The organism is Thermus sp. KWY1 (assembly GCF_057547025.1).
Map to the genome: position 1 here is coordinate 1 of NZ_BAAJPG010000038.1, position 17542 is coordinate 17542.

Sequence of the window (17542 nt, forward strand, 5' to 3'; positions counted from 1 at the left end):
GCCGCCCACGGTAGGCGGGGGCGGGGGCGGAATAAAGAGCGAAGCGCCCCGGAGATACGCCGGGGCGCTTGGGAGTTTTGGGCCGCTTCGCCCGGGCACTTCGCCCGGGCGAAGTGCCCCTTAGCCGTCCAGGGGCACGAAAACCCGCCTTTGTGGGGCCCTCGGATCCCGCAGGACCAGGCCCGCCCGGTCCCGGTCCAGGTCCTTCACCCCGTACTCCGGGGGCAGGCCGTCATCGGGGCGCTTGAGGAGCCTGACCCGCTCCCCCAGCTCGGGGAACATGTCCGCCAGGGCCTGGACCTCCCGGGGCTCGGAGAGGCGGAAGGCCACCAAATGGCTTGCCTGCCTTCGCACCCCGGGGTCTATGCCCCCGGTGGCGGCCTGGAGCATCTGGGTGACGAAGATGGCCGAATGCCCGTGCTCCCTTCCCCCGGTCAGGACCTCAAAGAGGCCCTTGGGCACCTGCCCCCGGGGAAAAAAGTGGTGGGCCTCGTCAAGCAGCAGAAGGGTGTCCTGGAGGCGCATGATGGCCTGGCCCAGGGCATCCAAAAAGGGGCGGGGGTCGTAGCCGGTGACGTGGAAGTGGACCCTGCGGTGGCGCTTCAAAACAGCCCAGGGGTCCCCGTCCTCCCCCACGCGGAAACGGGCCTCTGCCAAATCACCGAACTCCGTCTTGCGGTTGACGATGACGAGGCGGCGGAAGCGGCCCTCCATAGCCCGCACGATCTGCCGGGCCAGGGTGGACTTACCCGACCCGGACTTGCCCACGATGAGGATGCGGAAGGTCTGCCTACCGCCCATAAGGAGCCACCTGTTTCAGGAAATCGCTCAGAGGGACGATCTTCGTCCGTCCCACCTTCTTGAGGGAAAGCAGGTGAGCCTTGTCGCCGGTTACGAGGAAATCCGCTCCCCCAGCCAGGGCGATGCCCAGGATGAGGTTGTCGTCCGGGTCGGGGGCCAAGTTCACGCCCTTTTGGGGACGCACCATAATGGCAGCCCTTTTGAAGAGGTTCACGAAGGTCCCGACCTCGGACTTTGGCAGCATGTCCGGGAACTTCTCCCTAATGACCCGCTTCAGCTCGGTAAGTTGCCCTGGGGCGCTTAGGATGTCAAACTTGTCGTCCCTGAGACCGTACTGCAGGAGGCGGTAGGCCTTCCCCTTCTTGAGGAGGGCAGCCACCAGCACGTTGGTGTCAAGAACGACCTTCAAGCCTGCGGAATATCTCCTCTTCGCTCATCTTGGCCCGGCCGCTCACCTTAGCGAGAAAAGCGGAAAGCTGCTTCTTGGCCTTCTTGCGGTTCGCCTCCTCCTCCAAGAGGCGCAACAGCCTTTTTTCCCAGCCCGGGCCGTAGGCCTTTTTGAAGCGTTCCAAAGCTTTTTCCATCTCAGCGGACAAAGTCATACCCTCATCTTACCCCCGGTAGGCTTGCCACAGCTCCCACCCGGCCCAGGCGGCCAGGGCGAAGGCCACCACGGCCTGGGCGGTCTCACACTTGGGGCAGCCCTTGCCCTCCCGGAGGTTTTTCACCCGTCCGAGGCCCAGGTAGAGGCCTCCCACCAGGACCGCGAGGGGAAAAGCGTTCTCCTTGGCGAACTCCATCACTCCTCCTTTCGGAACTCCCGCAGGCGCAACGCCAGTCTGGCCGCCTGCCCAATGCCGTCTCTACGCTTGGCCAGCTCCCGCAGGACCTCCACGCGGATCGTCCCCCGTTTCGTAAAGCCCTCCTCTCCGTACACCCGCCGCACGTAGGCCCGGAGGCGGCCTGGGCGCTTGATGACGTCCTGAATCCACCGTTCTTTCACGCCGTCCACCTCCTCGTGAACTCAGCTATTGGAGAGGCCACGGCCTGAGCCCGGGCGATCCGCTCTTCCCTGCTGGTGGGCCGCGTGGGGCCGAACTCCAGCAGGATGGCCGGGCCGGGGAAGTCGTCTATGTAGAGGCGTCCAAACCTCGAGGCCGAAGAGGGCCTAACCCATGCCCCCTCCCCCAAGGCGGCGGCCACGGTGCGGGCCAACTCCTCGGACCCGGGGCGGGGAGAGTAGTAGACCCCGGGCCTCGAGGCCGTGGGGGTGTCGTGGTGGACCGAAACGAAGAGCCTCGCCCCCATTCTCCGGGCCATGGCGATACGCTCGGAAAGGGGGACATAGACGTCCGAGGTCCTGGTGAACCCCACCCGGTAGCCCAGGGCCACCAGGTACTCCTTCAGGGTGAGGGCCTGGGCCAGGTTCAAATCGGCCTCCCGGGTGCCGTCCGGGGCCACAGCCCCGGGATCCTGCCCGCCATGGCCGGGGTCCAGGACGATGTAGGCACTAGGCGCTTGGCGGCGCACCATCAGGAGCACCCCCAGCAGTCCTAGAAGCCCGTACATCCATAACCGCACGCACACCTCCGTACGCCGCTATAGCCAGCACCCCACCACCCAGGAGGATCCGCAGCCACGGGGGAAGGTTCTCCACGCTCCCCATGCCCGGCAGGCGGTTTTTGCCGATCCCATAGGCGGCTAGGGCTTCCCCCACCTTGAGCACGTCCAGCACCTGGGCCGGGGGCATGAGGCCGCCGATGGCCCCATTCCAGGCCATCAGAAACGCGGCCTTCTCCTCCTCCGACTGGACCCGCACCCCCAGCATGAGGAGGAACGCCGCCCCGCCCGCGATCTCCTCCCCGGTGAAGGGGATCACGGGAGGCTCCGCCGGCGGAAGCTCAGAGAAGTCTTCCGGGGCCTCCTCGCCTAGGGGCTCCCAGCTACCAGATGAAGGGGCCGCTTCCGCTTCCTCCACCGGGGGCGGTGGGGGTGGGGTTTGCGCCTGTTCCTCCACTACCGCTTGCACTCGCACCTCCTTTTCCGGCCAGGGCCACGCCCAGGAGGACCAGGGCCCCCGCCCCCAGGGCCGCGAGGAAGCCGAAGGGGCTCTTCTTAGGGGCGCCCCTGGGGGGCTCCTCGGGCTCGGGTTCCGGCCCGGTAGGCTCCTCCTGCGAGGCCTCTTTAGGCCCGGCCACCATGGGCTGAGACTCCACGGCGGCCTCCAGAATGGGGTCTAAAGGCCCCTGGAGGGGGACGGCCTGCACCTCTCTGGCCTCCCCCTCCTCCTCCAGGACGGCCTTCTCGCCTACGACCTCCTCCGGGAGCTTGAGCCGGAGCATGGTCTACCTCCGAGAGCGCTTCTTCTTGGTCTTCCTGGTTTTCCGCTTAGGCATACGCCCTCCTTCTCCTTCCACCAACAAGGGCCAGGGCCACTACGCCCAGGGCGGCTAGCCCGAGGGCCCCCACGCCCACCCCCGCGCCCGCCACGGCGGCCTCCCGGGCCGGGGCCGGCACCAGCTCCACCGCCTCCTTCAGCTCGGCCACGATGCGCCACACCAGATAGAGGACGGCGATCACCGCGGCGGCGCTGAGGGCCAGGGCGGGCAGGAGGGCCGGGTAGATGTCCCCCCCGCCCAGGTAGTCCATGGGCTGGGGGCACTTGGTGGACCCGCACCCCCCTCCGCCGTAGGCGGGAGGCACGGCCCAGGGGTCAGAGGTACCGGCGGAGGAAGACGTGGCCTCCACCTTCAACCGGATCACCAGGTCATTCCCCCGCTTCCCCCAGTCCAGCACCCTGACCCCGGGGCCGTATTTAGCCTGAAGGGCCCGCTCCAAATTGGCCCGCGTGACCCGGGAAACGTCCCCCCCTTTGTGGGCCGCCACGATCTCGTAGGTTTTTCCCGGCCGAAGAGGAGCGTTGGGGTCCACGGGCACCCGCTGGTAGGCCATGCCCTCAGCCTGCCGTCCAGAGGCGGGCAACAAAAGCCCGGCCCGCCAGGGCGAAGCGGCGGGCCGGAACGCCAGGGCGAAGTGAACCTTACCGCTTCACGAGCCTCCTCACCAGCTCCACCAGGGCCGCGAGGCGGCCCGCCACCCCCTCCCCCACCCCGGGCAGGGCCATGAGGTCCTGGATGTCCCAGCCGTGCAAGTTGCGGATATCCCCGTCCAGGGCCTGGGCGATGGACCGGGCGGCCACTTGGCTTCCCAGGAGGGCGTAGAGGAGGTTTTCTAAGGGCTGGGCCTCAATGGGTATAGGGTTTCTTTTGCGGGTGGCGAGGTTCAGAAGCCGCCTACCTGGACGCCCTTTTTTGAGTTCCATCCCCCGCATCATAGCACGCCTCTAGGTGTCAAGGGGCGGGCTCCGGTGGGCACGAGTCTAGGGCGATTCTCACGTCCGCCATGCCCGGGCGGGGCAGGGTGAAGCGGCACTCCGTGCCGGTGCAGGTGTCCGCCGTGCGGGCGCGGTATTCGCCGCCTGGCCAGGTCACCCTGACCTCTTCCGCCGTCCCCTCGTAGTGGAAGGCCACCTCGGCCCCGGAGCGGAAGAGGGCCGTCAGGCGGCCCTGACAGCCCCCGGACTCCTCCTGGGGAGGCACCTGGAGGTCCACCACAGGGGAAGGGCCCGCCTCTTCCGCCTCAACCGCCTGGGATACCCTGGGAGTCCAGACGGACCAGAAATAGGCCACGATGCCCAGGAGGAGGGCCAGTCCAAAGGCTCTCTGGCTGGGGGTCTGCATTCTCTCCTCCTCCTCCATCCTACCCCGTCCTTCCAGGTTCACAGAAGGCCACTAGGTACTTCCTGGGGCCAACCCTTGGCCTCGGTACCCTGCCCACCATCTCCATGGGCCCCTCCCGTATCTCCAGGCCCATGTGCCGGGCCAGGGCCTGGATCTCCCGAGGGTCCTCCTTCCCTCCCGGCCGGCGGATGGCGAGGACCAGCCGGCCATCAGGCCGGTGGGTCAAGAAGACCTGCACCCCATCGCTGGGAGAGGTGCGGAGGACGAACCGGACCCGCCGGCCAGGCTGCTCCAAGGCCTCCTGAAGATGGTTCCGCAGGATATCCGCCACCGCCTCTAGCCGCACCCGATCAACCCGCATAGGGCACCCCCGCTTTGAAGGCCTGGAAGGGGGCGACCAGCTCCCAGTACCCCTCCCGGCGCAGGAGGGCCTGGGCGTAAGCCCCGGGGCTACGGGCGAAGCCGTCCTCCCTGGCCTCCCTGGCCACGTGGATCACCCGGGCGAGAAGGCGCATAGCCCCCTCCCCTCCCCCGTAAAGGGCCTGCTTGAGGGCGGCCCAGACCACCCGGAGCCAGAAGCGCACGCTCTTCTGGTCTCCCAGGGCGGCGGCGATGGCGGACGCCGCCTGCTGGGCCCAGTTCCGGCGGCCGTTCCGGCCTCCCGGGACGCTGGCGAGTCGGAGCAGTTCCCGGAAAGTCCGGGCAGTGTCGGGATATAGAGGTAACGGGGTTTTTTTGCTTTCCCAGGTGGCTAACGGCTTCCCTACCACGATCCTTAGGGTTAGGGGTTTACCTAGTAGAAGACCCTCTTTATATCCCGACATTGAGTCGGGGGCACTCAACACCCGGGCCGTCCGGCCCTCCCGCCGGTCCTCCTCCAGGTCCCGCCAGGGGAGGCGGAGGTAGGGGGCCAGGACCCGGATGGCCCGGTAGACGGGGCGCACCCTGACCCGCCACACGGTGCCCCCCCGCACCGCCCCCTCCTGCTCCAGGGCCCGCCCTGAGGTCATCCAGGTCTCCCAGGCGATCCAGTGGCGGGCGTAGCGGCGGTACTTCTCATAGCGGGGGTCGTGGAGCCACCGCTCCACCGTGCGCTCGGAGACCTCCAGGGCCTGGGCCACCTCCCACTGGGGGAGGAAGACGTGGGCCTCCCGGGAGGGGTCCAGGCGGGCCCCCTCCTGGATGGCGTAGGCCACCAGGAGGCGCACCAGGGGGAAGAGGGGGCCCAGCACCTCCTTGTAGCCGTGGGCCTCCACAATGCTCCCCGCCTTTGCCAGGAGGTCCTGCCACTCAAAGCGGCGCACCTCCCGCCAGTCGGTATTGGCCAGGGTGGGGCGCTGAGGGGGGGCGGCCTCGAGGCCGGCCCGGTCCGGGGTACCGGAGGAAGGGGGCTCCTCCTCGGGGGCCTCCTGAGGCGTTTTAGCCGGGGTCTTGTTCCAAGAAACGCCCCCCGCCTCCCGCTTCCGCTTCGCCTCCCAGAGGCGCAGGAGGCCCTGGGCCATGCCGGGGTTCTTTTGGGCGAGGTCTTCTATCTGCCGGCGGATGTCCTCCGGCATGTCCGGGGGGAGATTCAGCTGGCTCATGACGCCTCCTTGTGGGGTATCCCCAGCAGGGCTTCCAGGGCCTCCCGCTCCGTGCGGCCCGTGGCCGTCCAGAGCGTCCCAAAAAGCCTGTTGCGGCCGGAGGCCTCCCACCTAAGGGAGTCCTCTAGCCGCTCCACCCGCAGGTCGTCAAAGTGGCTCCTGGCGATCCGCCGCAGGTCCTCAAGCTTCAGCCGCTTCATAGTCCCAGCTCCCCCAAAAGGCCCTCGAGGGCCTCCTCCCGGGTGGCGCCGATGGCCCGGGCCACCTCCCGCCCCTCGTAGCGGGCGGTGGCCCACCACCAGCGCTCCCCATCCCGAGGGCCCCAGATGTCCTCCACGCGTACCTCGTACCCCAGGGCCTCGAGGCGGGCCAAGGCCGCTTCGCCCGGGCGATCCGCCGGGGCGGGGCGCACCCGCACGTGCTCCACCCCGGCCAGGGCCTCGTACAGCTCCAGCTCGTTCACCAGGCGCAGGGCGTCCATGTAGGCCCGCCCTTCGGGGGCGCTCTTCTCAAACGCCGCCGCCCGCCTGGCCTCTTCCCAGGCCTCCCGGGCCCGTGTGGCCTCGGGCTCCACGCCCATGCGCCAAAGGGCCAACCGTAGGCCCCGCTCCAACCGCCGGATCTGCTCGCTGAGCGTCATTCCGCCCTCCTCTCCAGCCGCACGACAGACGCGGGAGGCTCAGAGGCCACCCGCTCGGTCCACTCGTCCAGCCACTCCGCCCGGAAGTAGAGGCGCTTGCCCAGCCTCACGTGCCGCAGATGAAAGGGATGCCCCGGCTTCGTCCGCGCCGCCGCGTAGATGTGCTTCGTGGGAATGCCCAGGTATTCCGCCTCCTCTTCAACCGTCATGAGCTTCGGCATGTTCCCCCCTAGAAGCAACCCAGTTCCTCCAAAACCTGAGCCAAGGGAAGCCACGCCTCCCGCTTGCCCGTGCCCTCGCACAAGGGGCAGTCAATCTCCTCCTTTTCCGGTGGGATTTCACCCCTCTCGCTGAACCACGTATCTATATGCCCCTGCTCAAGCCAGCTCTTGGGCTTCCCGAGGGCACGCCACTCGTCCCAATACTGCTTCCACAGGGGATGCTCCACGACCCCTGTTCCACCACACTCCTCGCAGTCAAAACGCACCAGTACCAGGATGTCTTTCCCCTTCAGCTCGCGGATTTCAATCCTCTTCATGCCTCACCTCCCCGGAACGGGGGCCTGGACCAGGGCCCAGAGGATGATGAGCCCCGCCAGGAGCCCGCCCAGAACGTCCAAACCCCACTGCCAGATCCACCCCTTGCGTTCCTTCACCGCGCACCTCCCACGGCCAGCACCACCAGCACCGCCGCCATGAGCCCCGCCAGGAAGGCCATGGCGGCCGCCAGGATGGGCCCGGGCTGGCCGTACCGGGCCCGCACGTAGACGCCCAGCAGGGCGTAGAGGGCGAGGGCGAGGAGGGAGTAGAAGGCGAGGAGGGAGGTCATTTTGCCTCCCCACTCTGGTCTATCGGTACCGATATATCAGAGTTGAAGCCCAAAAAAAGAGCCAGGTCTTCCTCCCTGACCCGGTAATCCCTTCCTACGCGCACCGCCCTAAGCGCCCCGGCACGGATTTGGCGGCGTACCCAGAGAGGGCTTTTCCGAAGGAACTGGGCGACCTCCTTAGTGGTCAAAAGCCTCGTCATTTCACCCAGAGGATACCTCAGCCTCAATGTTTAGTCAAGCATCAGTACCGAGCAAAGGGGTAAACACGTGGTATATGACGCTCTATCTTAGTGGTGTGGTGGTGAAAGGTGGGACCAGGGCAATCCAAAGACCAGCATGGGGTGAGGCTATAAAGGCCCGCCGCAAGCAGCTTGGCCTCACTCAAGAAGACCTAGAAGCCGCCACGAACGATATCCTTTCGCAAAAAACTATCTCCGACCTCGAGGTAGGCCGGGTTCACCCGCTCAATCTTGGGGCGGAAAAGTTCCTTGCCCTGCTAAGCGCCCTCCGCTGGACCCCGGAGGAGTTCGCCGAAGCCACGGGCTTGGACGTGCCCCTGGTCTACCGCCCCTCGGGGGAGCCCCGGGAGGATGTGGTCTGGGTGCCCGTGGTGGGCTCCGGCGTGGCGGGGCGGCCTTGGCCCGAGTCCGGGAGCATGCCCGTCCCCCGCCCCCTGGTACGCCCGGGCTCCGTGCTCATCCAGGTGGAAGGGGACTCCATGGACACCGGGGAGGAAGACGGCCTCCGGGACGGGGACTTGGTGCTGGTGGACCAGAACCTCAAGGACCTCCGGGAAGGCCGGGTCTACGCCGTGGAGATCATCGGGGACGGCATCACCATCAAGCGGGCCCGGCGGGTGGGCAACCGCTGGATCCTCGTTTCCGATAACCCCAAAGGCCCCATCCTGGAACCCGAAGAGGTCAAGGTGCTCGGGGAGGTCTACCGGAAGATCAGCATCCGGGAAGTCAAATGAGGCCCGATCCCCTGCTCAAACTGCTTGAGGACCCCGCCTATTTGGTCCAGGCGGATAGGGGGGAGCTTCTTGAAGTGGTGGTCCACGCCCTCTTCGCCCGCCTGCCCGGGTGGAAGGCCTCCCGCCCAAGCCAGACCAACGCCCCGGACAACGGCCTTGACGTGGAAGCCATAAGCCCCCAGGGCAAGCGCTACCTCATCCAGTGCAAAAACCTTTCCACGCCCGCAGATGCCAACCTGGTGAGGCTGACCCACGCGGCCAAAGACCTCCATAGGGCCCACAAGGGCATCCTCATCTGCCCCTCGGGGTTCACCAAGCCAGCCTTGGAAAACGCCGAAGCCCTGGGGGTGATGACCTGGGGACCCGAGGAGTTGAGGCTTCTCTACCATGCGGCTTCCTCCGAGGCCGCCATGCGCAAGCTCGGTCTTTGGGAAGCGCCAAAGTCTCCGGGATTTTGGGATGGCCTCGCGATCCACTTCAAAAACTGGCTTGCCCAAACCCGGAAGGAAACACTTTACGTGGGCATCGCCATCCTGATAGTCCTCGGTTTCCTCTTCCTTTTGACGCAGGGGTCTTCGCCCCAAAAGGCCAAACGCCCGGTCTCCTCACCCGAGGCCGTGGCGAAAGGCTACGACTCAGCCTATCGCTACGCCTTGAACACCAACGACTGGGCCCCCCTCTACGAGTGGGCCTTCGCAGACTTCCTGGAACGGAAAGTTCTCCCCTTCATCCGGGAACGCCAGAGCCGGGGGTGCGTGCTTCGGACCGAAGAGCTTGAGCCCATGCGGATCACCGCCGTGGAAGCCCTGCCCGACATGGCCGAAGTCTACGTCAGCAAGAAGTGGCGGCAAACCCTGGTTTGCCAAGACAGGCCCCCCAAGGAAGTGCTCAACAAAGCCTTCAGCACTTATTACCTCATCAAGCCAGATGCAGATGGCCGGCTGAAGGTCTGGCTTTCTGACTGGAACTGAAAGGAGGCCCCTATGCCCGAACCCCAAGAGACCCAACAGCCCCAAGGCCTGACCCAGCCTTCCCTCAATCGCTACACCCTTTCAGACCCCAACAAGGCCACGCCCTTGTACGTGACCGGCGTGACGGTCAGCCGCAGGAAGGACATTCGCGTGGTCTTTTTGGCTTTCTTCTCCGGCATGCCCTTGCCCACGGGGCCTGACCAGTACGCCCTTCACGAGTCCCTAGTGGGGGCTTTCGCCTTGGACCCTACGCAGGCCAGGTTTCTCTACGAGAACCTGAAGGCCTTCCTTGAGGAGATAGAGGAGGGGGCATGAGCTACATCCACCAAAGCCAAAGCATCTGGAACGGCAAGCCCATGGTGAGCACCACACCTGTCAACGGGGCTCACGAAGAAGTAACATCAAACTTGGCCGTGAACCGCGCCCTGGGCGAAGCCATCTCGTTGCTAGAGGCCTACAGGGCCCGCAACCTCATCACCAGGTACAACAGGCCCGAGAAGGAGGGGCCTATCTACGTCTTTACCGCCTACGTCCCAAGCCCAGAGGCCGTGGAGGAAAGGTACAACGACCTTGCGGTTGAGTTTGTCAGGCTGTCCCGCAAGCACAAGGTCACCGTGCTGCTTGACGTGGAAGAGGATGCCTGACCCCAGCGCCCACAAGAAACAGGCCCAGCACAACAAGGACGTAGCCATTAACTTGGAAGCCAACGATCCCGGTGCCTTGGACTGGGCTATTACCATCAGGTTCTACGCGGCCCTCCATCTGGTGCGGGCCTACCTCGCCCAGCTCGGGCTCCAGCCGAAGGACCACGGGGAAACCTTTGACTACCTGACCCAGTCAAGTTTGCCCGAAGACCTGGTGGCCGCTTACAGGAGGTTCTATCGCCTAAGCCGGAAGGCTCGCTACAACTGCTGGAGCCCATCCCAGAGTGACGTCAACACCGCCCGCCAGCTCCTTTCCCAGGTGGAAAGGGTCATCACGCCGCTCCTGCGATGAAGCGCAAGCGAGGCAGGGGAGAAGGCTCCATCTTCCAGCGCAAGGATGGCCGCTGGGCGGGCTTCGTGACCCTCGGGTACACCCCGGACGGCCGCCAGCGCAAGAAGTGGGTCTATGGCCGCACCCGGCGGGAAGTGGCGGAAAAGCTGGCCCGCCTCCTCCCCAAGGCCGGGGTGGGCTGGGTGCCCGACCCCGCCGGCCTCCGCCTCGGGGACTACCTGGCCTCCTGGATTGAGCACCGGGCCGCCACCCGGGACCTGCGCCCCACCACCCTTCGCAACTACCACGTGTACCTGCGGCACGTGGAGCCTATAGCCCACCTGCCCCTTTCCCGCTTGAACCCCCTCACCTTCCGCGCCTTCTTCGCCGAACTCGCCGGCTTCTCCCCTTCCCACCGCCGCCACATCTACCAGTTTCTTCGGGCCGCCCTCCGGGACGCCGTGCGGGCCGATCTCCTGGACCAAAACCCCATGGACGCCGTGGACCCCCCACGGGGCGGGGCGGTCCGGCCGGCCAAGGCCTGGAAGCCCGAGGAGGTGGCCCGGTTCCTGGAAGCCTCCAAGGGGCACCGCCTCTACCCCCTCTTCGCCCTGATGCTCGCCACCGGCCTCCGGCCCGGGGAGGCCCTGGCCCTCCGGTGGGAGGACTGGGAGGGGGACGTGCTCCACGTCCGGCACACCCTGCGCCGGGACGGCACCCTGGGCCCGGCCAAGACGCCGGGAAGCGTGGCCCCCATCTACCTGGACCCGGACACCCAAGCCCTCCTCGCCTGGTGGCGGGAGCGCCTGGAGGAAGAACGCGCCTCCACCCCGGACTGGCAGGACCACGGGCTCATGTTCCCTTCCACCCGGGGAACCCCCATGGAATACAACAACTTCAAGCGGGCCTTCTACGCCCTGCAGGAAAAGGCCGGGGTCTCCCGCATCACCCCCCACGGCCTCCGGCACACCTACACCTCCCTCGCCCTCCGGGCAGGCCTCCCTCCCAAGGTGGTGGCGGCCAGGTTGCGCCACGCAGACCCCACCTTCACCGTCAAGGTCTACCAGCAGCTCATGGAGGAGGACCACCGCGCCGGGGCCCTCCCCCTTGACACCTTGCTACACCTAAACAACCGGAACCAACGGGGACCAACGGGGACCAACCAGGCTCAAAAACCCCGTCCCCGCCACAAACCCGGTTCCTAACCCCTCCTCCCTTGCGGGCTGATAAGCGTGAGGTCGGTGGTTCAAGTCCACCATCGCCCACCACGGACGGTCCCCCGGGGAGATTCCCGGGGGGTTCTTGTTGGAGGCGCTCGCTGGGGGGTCTGCTGGGATATGAAGCCTACCCCTTACCTTGGCCTTTCCAAGATTTAAAGAGAAGCTCCACCCCCAAAAGGAGGCCAAGGGCCACGAGACCACCGTAGAGGAAGGCTCCGCCAGGGAAGTGCGTTCCCAACCATCCTGCAACGGGATAGGCCAGAACCCACCAGAGGTGGCTCCAGGCAAAGTGGGCTCCGTAAACCCGCCCCTGGAGGACCTCAGGGGTCCGGTCAGCGATCAGGGCTTGGGTGGGCAGGTTAACCCAGTTTTGGCCTGCGCCGGCCAGAACCCATAGGAAAAGGACCAGGTGCAGGGAGGCCCAGTCGGCGGGCAGAACCGCCAGGCTGGAAACCAAGGCACCCAGAAGGACAAAGGTGGTGCGGGGGATGCGGTTTTCCCAAGCGCCCATGGCCAAGGCAGCCAAGGTGGCCCCGATGCCAAAGGCAGCCATGGTCCAGCCGTATTCCAACTCGCCTAGCCCTAACCTTCCCCGGACCAAGCCCACGGTGCCCACCAATACCAGGGCCCCGGACACTGCGGCCGAAAGCTCTAGGAGCAGGGCATAGCGCATGGGGCCATCCCGCCACAACCAAAGGGTTCCCTCCCGAATATCGCCCAGGGGGCTGGTGGGGGTTTTTCCCCGTTCCACCCGGAGGCTTGCCGGCAGGGTAAGTATGAGTAGGGCGGAGAACAAGAAGGTTATCCCGTTTAGCAGGAAGAGGTTCCGCGCTCCGAGGAGGCCCGCCAGGGCCCCGGCTATCCCAGGGCCCAGCACTCCCAGGACCTCGTAGGTGGCTCCGGATAGGGCAATGGCCTGGGCATAGTCTTTCTGTTTCATCACCTGGGGCAGCGCCGCCTGGTGGGCGGGGGTGAAGAAGGCGGTGAGGGCGTTGAGGAGGAACATCAGGGCGTAGATCTGCCATACCTCGTCTACCCAGGGCATAAGCCCTACCACTCCCATTCGCCCCAGGTCCGCACCTGCCATCAGCTTCCTCCGGTCCACCCGATCGGCCAGGATCCCGGCCCACGGGGAGAGAAGGACAAAGGCCGTGACCCGCAGGGTGAGGGCTCCGGCCAGGATAGTTGCCGACTTTGCCCCACCCACCTCAAAGGCCAGAAGGGCCAGAGCGACCCAGGTGAAGGCATCGCCTAGCAGGCTGGTGGTCTGGGCGGTGTACAGGCGGGCAAAGAGGGGGTTACGCAGGCTCTGGAGGAGGCGGGGAAGGGTTCTCATGGCTAGGCTCCATGGTCCGGGAGGCCCAGGCGTTGGTGCTCGGCGTGGGCGAAGGCTTGGATGAGGAGGTCCGCAACATGGCTTTTAAGGCGGTAAAACACCTGGGTGCCCTGCCGGCGGGCGGCCACCACCCCCGATCCCCGCAATACCGCCAGGTGCCTCGAGGTGGTGCTTTGGGGAAGCTGTAAGCGTTGGGCCAAGCGGCCCACGCTTTCCTCGCCTTCCAGAAGGCCTAAAGCGATGCGCAGGCGGGTGGCCTCGGCCAGGGCGGAGAAGATCCTAAGGACGTGCTCGAGGTCTTCCGCCGGGAGTCGGCTTTCCCGTGGGACTTCGTGGCGCTCCATGCGCTGATTATATGGGTATCCGGATAAACGGATAAAGTGGGTCCCCGAAGGAATGGGACTTTTGCGTGGGGTGGACTTCGGGGTCTTGGCCCTAGACGGGAGGTCAGGGGGGCGTATAGCCTGAAGGACATGTACGAGGGTAAGATCCTCTACGAAGGCCTCACCTTTGACGACGTTCTCCTCCTCCCCGGGTACTCGGAAGTGCTACCCCGGGAGGTTTCGGTGAGGACGCGGCTTACCAAAAAGCTTCACCTCAACATCCCCATCCTTTCCGCGGCCATGGACACGGTGACCGAGGCGGAGATGGCCATCGCCATGGCCCGGGAAGGGGGGCTTGGGGTGATCCACAAGAACCTCAGCATCGAGGCCCAGGCCAGCATGGTGCGCAAGGTGAAGCGCTCGGAGGCGGGGATGATCCAGGATCCCGTCACCCTGCCCCCCACCGCCACCCTCGAGGACGCCGAGCGCCTCATGCGGGAGTACCGCATCGGGGGGCTTCCCGTGGTGGACCTTTACGGGAAGCTTCTTGGCCTGGTGACCAACCGCGACCTGCGCTTTGAACGCAACCTGAAGCGACCCGTCACCGAGGTCATGACCCCCTTGGAGCGCCTCATCACCGCTCCTCCCGGCACCACCCTGGAGGAGGCGGAGGAGATCCTGCGCAAGCACAAGGTGGAGAAGCTTCCCCTGGTGGACGAGGCGGGTAGGCTCAAGGGGCTTCTTACCCTAAAGGACATCGTGAAGCGCAAGCAGTACCCCAACGCCGCCAAGGACCGCCTGGGCCGGCTTTTGGTGGGGGCGGCGGTGGGGGCGAGCCGCGACCTGCCGGAGAGGGCGGCGGCCCTGGTGGAGGCAGGGGTGGACGTCCTGGTTCTGGACTCGGCCCACGGGCACTCCAAGGGGATCCTCGAGGCCCTCACCTACCTGAAGGAAACCTTTGGCGACAAGGTGGAGGTCATCGCCGGCAACGTGGCCACCCGGGAAGGGGCCCGGGCCCTGGCGGAACGGGGGGCGGATGCGGTGAAGGTGGGCATCGGCCCCGGCTCCATCTGCACCACCCGGGTGGTGACCGGGGTGGGGGTGCCGCAGATCTCCGCCATCCTCGAGGCGGTGGCGGGGGTAAAGGACCTGGATGTGCCCATCATCGCCGATGGGGGCATCAAGTACACCGGCGATGTAGCCAAGGCCTTGGCGGCGGGGGCCCATTCGGTGATGCTGGGAAGCATGCTGGCGGGCACCGACGAGGCTCCGGGGGAGGAGGTGCTGAAGGACGGGCGCCGCTACAAGCTCTACCGGGGGATGGGCTCCCTGGGAGCCATGAGGCAGGGCTCCGCCGACCGCTACTTCCAGGAGCCGGGTAGGGGAGGGGAGACCGAGGCCAAGAAGCTGGTGCCCGAAGGGATCGAGGGCATGGTGCCCTACAAGGGCCCCGTGGCCGATGTCCTCTACCAGATCGTGGGGGGCCTGAGGAGCGCTATGGGTTACGTGGGGGCCCCGGATATAGAAACCTTCCGGCAAAAAGCCCGCTTCGTGCGCATGACCATGGCGGGCCTCATCGAAAGCCACCCCCACGACGTGGTGGTCATCAAGGAGGCCCCCAACTACTCCCGCTGACGCCCCCCCACCCTCTTTGGGCTAGTCCCCGAAGAGTTTCTCGAAGGCCTCCCCGCCTCCCTTCTTGCGGGCCAGGCGGTAGGTACCCTCTTTTTCCTCCAGCCTTCCCTCCGCTACCAGGGCCCTCAGGGTGTCCTCCAGCTCCTTTTTGGAGAAGGCTTCCCCCTCTTCGTCCAGGTAGCGCTGGATCTCCTTGAAGGTGGCAAAGCGCAAGGCCTCCACCGCCCGCATGACCCATCCCTTGCGATCCATACCACCATCCTATCCCCTTTCCCCGTGGCATCCTGGACGTGTGGACCCCTACCGGGAGTACCAGGACTACGTGGTGGCCTCGAGGCTCCTGGTGGCCCTGGGGCTTTCCCGGGAGGTGCTTTCCCTGGCCCAGTATGCCCGGCTTCGCCTCAAGCGTATGGAGCTTGTCCAGAAGGGATGGTTCGGCCGCCTGGAAAGCTTGGATGAGCGCCTGCGGTATGGTTTCTTCAGCAATCCCTTAAAGCTCAAGGAGTTCCTCGAGCGCACCGCCCACGCCCCCCTTTGGGCCTCCCCCCTGGCCTTCGAGGCCCTGCTATTTCCCGAGGAGCAGGCCCGCCTGGCCTACCCGGGGCAGGCAGGGGAGTACTACCTGGGCTGGCTCAGGCTACCCCATCTCCTCATGGATCCCCTGGCCTTTGAGGAGGCCCTGAGGGAGCAGGAGGCCCGGGCCCAGGCCCGGGCCCAGGCCCTTCCCCTCTTCCTCAACGCCTTCCATCGGGTACCCGGCCCTTGATGCCTTGGCCCTAGGCCTCTTCCTCGAGAAGGGGAAGGCGCACCCGGAAGAGGGTCAGGCCGGGCTGGCTTTCCACGGTGATCTCCCCCCCGTGGGCTTTGGCGATGGCCTGGGCGATGGCCAGGCCAAGGCCTGTGCCTCCTCCGGGTCCCCGGGCGAAGCGCTCAAAGAGGCGGGGAAGGAGGTCTTCAGGGATTCCCGGGCCATGGTCCTCCACCTCCAAGAGGGCGTTTCCCCCTTCCCGCTTGAGGCGCACCCAGACTCCTTCCCTCCCCGCGGCCCGCACCCCATTGGCGATCAGGTTCCTGAGCATCTGTAAGAGCCGGTCCGGGTCCCCGAGGACCTCTAGGGCCTCCCCCTGAAAGGCCACCCCATACTCCCGGGCGGCCTCCTCCGCTAAGGCCTTCAGGTCCACGATGTGGGGGTTTAAGGTGCGCTCCGCCTCCCCTCGGGCCAGGGAGAGGAGGTCTTCCACCAGGCGGCGCATCCGCTCCGCGGTGGCCTCCATGGTACGGAGGGCCTCGAGGTCCTGGGGATTCCTCCTTAGGCGGTCCAGGTGGCCGAGGAGAACGGTGAGAGGGGTCCTGAGCTCGTGGCTGGCCTCGGCCAGAAAGGCCCGTTCCTTTTCCTTGGCCTCCTTGAGGGCGAGGAGGAGGCTGTTTACCGCCTCCACCATGCGGCCGAACTCGTCCTTGGGGAGGTTCAGGGGAACGGGGTCCAGGCGCTCGGGGTTGCGCCGGGCGATCTGCTTGGCGGCTTCCTCCAGAGGCCTGGCGGTGAGGCGGGCGGTGAGGTAGACCAAAGCCGTGCCCAGGGGGAAAAGGAGGAAGAAGGCCTCGAGGAGGGCCCGCCTCAAGGCCTTTTGCGCCAGGTCTATGGGGGCGGTGTCCTGGGTGAGGGCGAGAAGGCCCAAGGGGGTGCGCACCAAAGCGGCGGCGAAACCCCCCTGCCAGATGACCCTGGGGACCTCCCCCACTCCCTTTAGGGCCTCAGGGGGAAGGCGGTGGGCCTCCTGGGTCAGGATCAGAGCCTCCCCATCCTCCGCATAGAGGTGTAGGTAAACACCCCCGGTGGTGAGAAGGGTCCCCGTCTGCCCCTTGCGGTAAGCCTCCGCCGCCCGTTTGGCATCCCCCAGGAGGGTGGCCTCGAGGTGGCCTCTAAGGGCTCGCTCCACCCCCTGTCCTGCCAGGTACAGGGCCCCCACCAAAAAGAGGAGCCAGAGGAGGCTGAAGGACAGAAAAAGCCGAAGCCGGAAGGACATGGGTCCGGGCTAGGTTTCCTCCTCGCCTCTTCCCGGGCGCACCGCATACCCCAGGCCCCGCACCGTGCGCAGGTAGCCGTAGGCCCCGGCCTCACGGAGCTTGGCCCGGAGGTTGGCCACGTGGACGTCCAGGACGTTGGAATCCCGGCCCAAGGGTTTGCCCCAGACCTTCTCCTCGATCTCCTGCCGGGGAAACACCCGTCCCGGTCGGTTCATGAGCAGGTGAAGGAGCTCGAACTCCTTGGGGGAAAGCCGCACCTCCTTTTCTCCAAAGAAAACCTGCCGCCTCTTGGGGTAGAGCTCCAACCGCCCCACACTCAGGACTTCGCTTCCCTCCCTGTGCCTCAACTGCACCTGGATCCGGGCCAGGAGCTCGGCGGGGTGAAAGGGCTTCACCAGGTAGTCGTCGGCCCCGTCGGAAAGAAGGCCCACCTTGCGCTCCACGGCGTCCTGGGCGGTGAGGACCAGGATGGGGGTATCGTCGGGGGGG

General features: G+C 66.3%; 32 protein-coding genes. 8 read left to right on the forward strand and 24 right to left on the reverse strand.

What is annotated here, in order from left to right; genetic code table 11:
* Positions 1–120 precede the first annotated feature (120 nt).
* The 19 genes from AC27GT_RS09870 to AC27GT_RS09960 form a co-directional block, all read right to left on the reverse strand.
* Positions 121–801, reverse strand: a complete 681-nt coding sequence (locus tag AC27GT_RS09870; RefSeq protein WP_487224084.1) for an ATP-binding protein — start codon at positions 799–801, stop codon at positions 121–123.
* Positions 791–1210 carry a putative toxin-antitoxin system toxin component, PIN family gene (locus tag AC27GT_RS09875; RefSeq protein ID WP_487224085.1) on the reverse strand — a complete coding sequence of 140 codons (420 nt, stop codon included), beginning with the start codon at positions 1208–1210 and terminating at the stop codon, positions 791–793. Before AC27GT_RS09875 ends, AC27GT_RS09870 begins: the two co-directional genes overlap by 11 nt.
* On the reverse strand, positions 1194–1403 hold the full coding sequence (locus tag AC27GT_RS09880) for a hypothetical protein (RefSeq protein WP_487224086.1): 210 nt from the start codon (positions 1401–1403) through the stop codon (positions 1194–1196). Before AC27GT_RS09880 ends, AC27GT_RS09875 begins: the two co-directional genes overlap by 17 nt.
* Before the next feature lie 9 nt (positions 1404–1412).
* Positions 1413–1601, reverse strand: a complete 189-nt coding sequence (locus AC27GT_RS09885) for a hypothetical protein (protein WP_487224087.1) — start codon at positions 1599–1601, stop codon at positions 1413–1415.
* Positions 1601–1804 carry a hypothetical protein gene (locus AC27GT_RS09890; RefSeq protein WP_487224088.1) on the reverse strand — a complete coding sequence of 68 codons (204 nt, stop codon included), beginning with the start codon at positions 1802–1804 and terminating at the stop codon, positions 1601–1603. The genes AC27GT_RS09885 and AC27GT_RS09890 overlap by 1 nt, the downstream gene beginning before the upstream one ends.
* A complete protein-coding gene (locus AC27GT_RS09895; RefSeq protein ID WP_487224089.1) occupies positions 1801–2382 on the reverse strand; it encodes an N-acetylmuramoyl-L-alanine amidase in 582 nt (193 codons plus the stop codon). Before AC27GT_RS09895 ends, AC27GT_RS09890 begins: the two co-directional genes overlap by 4 nt.
* Positions 2312–2830, reverse strand: coding sequence for a hypothetical protein (locus tag AC27GT_RS09900; RefSeq protein WP_487224090.1), 519 nt, complete (start codon positions 2828–2830; stop codon positions 2312–2314). Before AC27GT_RS09900 ends, AC27GT_RS09895 begins: the two co-directional genes overlap by 71 nt.
* Entirely contained in the window at positions 2745–3143 is a 399-nt protein-coding gene (locus AC27GT_RS09905; protein WP_487224091.1) for a hypothetical protein, read from the reverse strand. Before AC27GT_RS09905 ends, AC27GT_RS09900 begins: the two co-directional genes overlap by 86 nt.
* 46 nt (positions 3144–3189) lie before the next feature.
* Positions 3190–3753, reverse strand: a complete 564-nt coding sequence (locus AC27GT_RS09910; RefSeq protein ID WP_487224092.1) for a hypothetical protein — start codon at positions 3751–3753, stop codon at positions 3190–3192.
* 88 nt (positions 3754–3841) lie between these two features.
* Positions 3842–4123: a hypothetical protein gene (locus AC27GT_RS09915; protein ID WP_487224093.1), complete on the reverse strand. Its 282-nt coding sequence runs from the start codon at positions 4121–4123 to the stop codon at positions 3842–3844.
* Between the two features lie 28 nt (positions 4124–4151).
* Positions 4152–4541 (reverse strand): hypothetical protein, encoded by a 390-nt coding sequence (locus tag AC27GT_RS09920; protein WP_039459781.1) that lies wholly within the window; start codon positions 4539–4541, stop codon positions 4152–4154.
* 19 nt (positions 4542–4560) lie between these two features.
* Positions 4561–4902 (reverse strand): hypothetical protein, encoded by a 342-nt coding sequence (locus tag AC27GT_RS09925; protein WP_487224094.1) that lies wholly within the window; start codon positions 4900–4902, stop codon positions 4561–4563.
* On the reverse strand, positions 4892–6124 hold the full coding sequence (locus AC27GT_RS09930) for a hypothetical protein (RefSeq protein ID WP_487224095.1): 1233 nt from the start codon (positions 6122–6124) through the stop codon (positions 4892–4894). Before AC27GT_RS09930 ends, AC27GT_RS09925 begins: the two co-directional genes overlap by 11 nt.
* Complete coding sequence (locus AC27GT_RS09935) at positions 6121–6324, reverse strand: hypothetical protein (RefSeq protein WP_487224096.1); 204 nt, start codon at positions 6322–6324, stop codon at positions 6121–6123. Before AC27GT_RS09935 ends, AC27GT_RS09930 begins: the two co-directional genes overlap by 4 nt.
* Positions 6321–6764, reverse strand: a complete 444-nt coding sequence (locus AC27GT_RS09940) for a hypothetical protein (RefSeq protein ID WP_487224097.1) — start codon at positions 6762–6764, stop codon at positions 6321–6323. The genes AC27GT_RS09935 and AC27GT_RS09940 overlap by 4 nt, the downstream gene beginning before the upstream one ends.
* A complete protein-coding gene (locus AC27GT_RS09945) occupies positions 6761–6973 on the reverse strand; it encodes a helix-turn-helix domain-containing protein (protein WP_487224098.1) in 213 nt (70 codons plus the stop codon). The genes AC27GT_RS09940 and AC27GT_RS09945 overlap by 4 nt, the downstream gene beginning before the upstream one ends.
* Before the next feature lie 20 nt (positions 6974–6993).
* A complete protein-coding gene (locus tag AC27GT_RS09950) occupies positions 6994–7302 on the reverse strand; it encodes a hypothetical protein (RefSeq protein ID WP_487224099.1) in 309 nt (102 codons plus the stop codon).
* Between the two features lie 113 nt (positions 7303–7415).
* Positions 7416–7592, reverse strand: a complete 177-nt coding sequence (locus AC27GT_RS09955) for a hypothetical protein (RefSeq protein WP_487224100.1) — start codon at positions 7590–7592, stop codon at positions 7416–7418.
* Positions 7589–7792, reverse strand: coding sequence for a helix-turn-helix domain-containing protein (locus AC27GT_RS09960; RefSeq protein ID WP_015968782.1), 204 nt, complete (start codon positions 7790–7792; stop codon positions 7589–7591). Before AC27GT_RS09960 ends, AC27GT_RS09955 begins: the two co-directional genes overlap by 4 nt.
* Positions 7793–7866: 74 nt before the next feature.
* Here AC27GT_RS09960 and AC27GT_RS09965 point away from each other — a divergent pair, with 74 nt between their 5' ends.
* The 6 genes from AC27GT_RS09965 to AC27GT_RS09990 are packed head-to-tail and all read left to right on the forward strand — an operon-like array spanning position 7867 to position 11716.
* Complete coding sequence (locus AC27GT_RS09965; RefSeq protein ID WP_487224101.1) at positions 7867–8565, forward strand: LexA family transcriptional regulator; 699 nt, start codon at positions 7867–7869, stop codon at positions 8563–8565.
* Positions 8562–9536, forward strand: coding sequence for a restriction endonuclease (locus AC27GT_RS09970; RefSeq protein WP_081995811.1), 975 nt, complete (start codon positions 8562–8564; stop codon positions 9534–9536). Before AC27GT_RS09965 ends, AC27GT_RS09970 begins: the two co-directional genes overlap by 4 nt.
* A gap of 12 nt (positions 9537–9548) precedes the next feature.
* Positions 9549–9851 carry a hypothetical protein gene (locus AC27GT_RS09975; RefSeq protein ID WP_039459757.1) on the forward strand — a complete coding sequence of 101 codons (303 nt, stop codon included), beginning with the start codon at positions 9549–9551 and terminating at the stop codon, positions 9849–9851.
* Positions 9848–10180, forward strand: a complete 333-nt coding sequence (locus tag AC27GT_RS09980; protein ID WP_200883395.1) for a hypothetical protein — start codon at positions 9848–9850, stop codon at positions 10178–10180. Before AC27GT_RS09975 ends, AC27GT_RS09980 begins: the two co-directional genes overlap by 4 nt.
* Positions 10173–10532, forward strand: a complete 360-nt coding sequence (locus AC27GT_RS09985) for a HEPN domain-containing protein (protein WP_039459755.1) — start codon at positions 10173–10175, stop codon at positions 10530–10532. Before AC27GT_RS09980 ends, AC27GT_RS09985 begins: the two co-directional genes overlap by 8 nt.
* Positions 10529–11716 (forward strand): tyrosine-type recombinase/integrase, encoded by a 1188-nt coding sequence (locus tag AC27GT_RS09990; RefSeq protein ID WP_235283913.1) that lies wholly within the window; start codon positions 10529–10531, stop codon positions 11714–11716. The genes AC27GT_RS09985 and AC27GT_RS09990 overlap by 4 nt, the downstream gene beginning before the upstream one ends.
* A gap of 139 nt (positions 11717–11855) precedes the next feature.
* Here the strand turns inward: AC27GT_RS09990 and AC27GT_RS09995 are convergent, their stop codons facing one another.
* Entirely contained in the window at positions 11856–13067 is a 1212-nt protein-coding gene (locus AC27GT_RS09995; RefSeq protein WP_487224102.1) for an MFS transporter, read from the reverse strand.
* A 2-nt stretch (positions 13068–13069) separates the two neighbouring features.
* Entirely contained in the window at positions 13070–13411 is a 342-nt protein-coding gene (locus AC27GT_RS10000; protein ID WP_487224103.1) for an ArsR/SmtB family transcription factor, read from the reverse strand.
* A 129-nt stretch (positions 13412–13540) separates the two neighbouring features.
* On the opposite strand from AC27GT_RS10000, the gene guaB reads away from it, so the two are divergent.
* Positions 13541–15025, forward strand: a complete 1485-nt coding sequence (gene guaB, locus AC27GT_RS10005; RefSeq protein ID WP_038030897.1) for an IMP dehydrogenase — start codon at positions 13541–13543, stop codon at positions 15023–15025.
* Positions 15026–15046: 21 nt separating this feature from the next.
* Here the strand turns inward: guaB and AC27GT_RS10010 are convergent, their stop codons facing one another.
* A complete protein-coding gene (locus AC27GT_RS10010; protein ID WP_038030898.1) occupies positions 15047–15277 on the reverse strand; it encodes a hypothetical protein in 231 nt (76 codons plus the stop codon).
* Between the two features lie 40 nt (positions 15278–15317).
* On the opposite strand from AC27GT_RS10010, the gene AC27GT_RS10015 reads away from it, so the two are divergent.
* A complete protein-coding gene (locus AC27GT_RS10015) occupies positions 15318–15791 on the forward strand; it encodes a hypothetical protein (protein ID WP_219760437.1) in 474 nt (157 codons plus the stop codon).
* A 10-nt stretch (positions 15792–15801) separates the two neighbouring features.
* On the opposite strand, the gene AC27GT_RS10020 is transcribed toward AC27GT_RS10015, so the two are convergent.
* Together AC27GT_RS10020 and AC27GT_RS10025 are read right to left on the reverse strand one after the other, a co-directional pair.
* A complete protein-coding gene (locus tag AC27GT_RS10020; RefSeq protein ID WP_487224104.1) occupies positions 15802–17052 on the reverse strand; it encodes a sensor histidine kinase in 1251 nt (416 codons plus the stop codon).
* A gap of 9 nt (positions 17053–17061) precedes the next feature.
* On the reverse strand, positions 17062–17542 hold a 481-nt coding region (locus AC27GT_RS10025; protein WP_487224105.1), incomplete at its 5' end, for a response regulator transcription factor.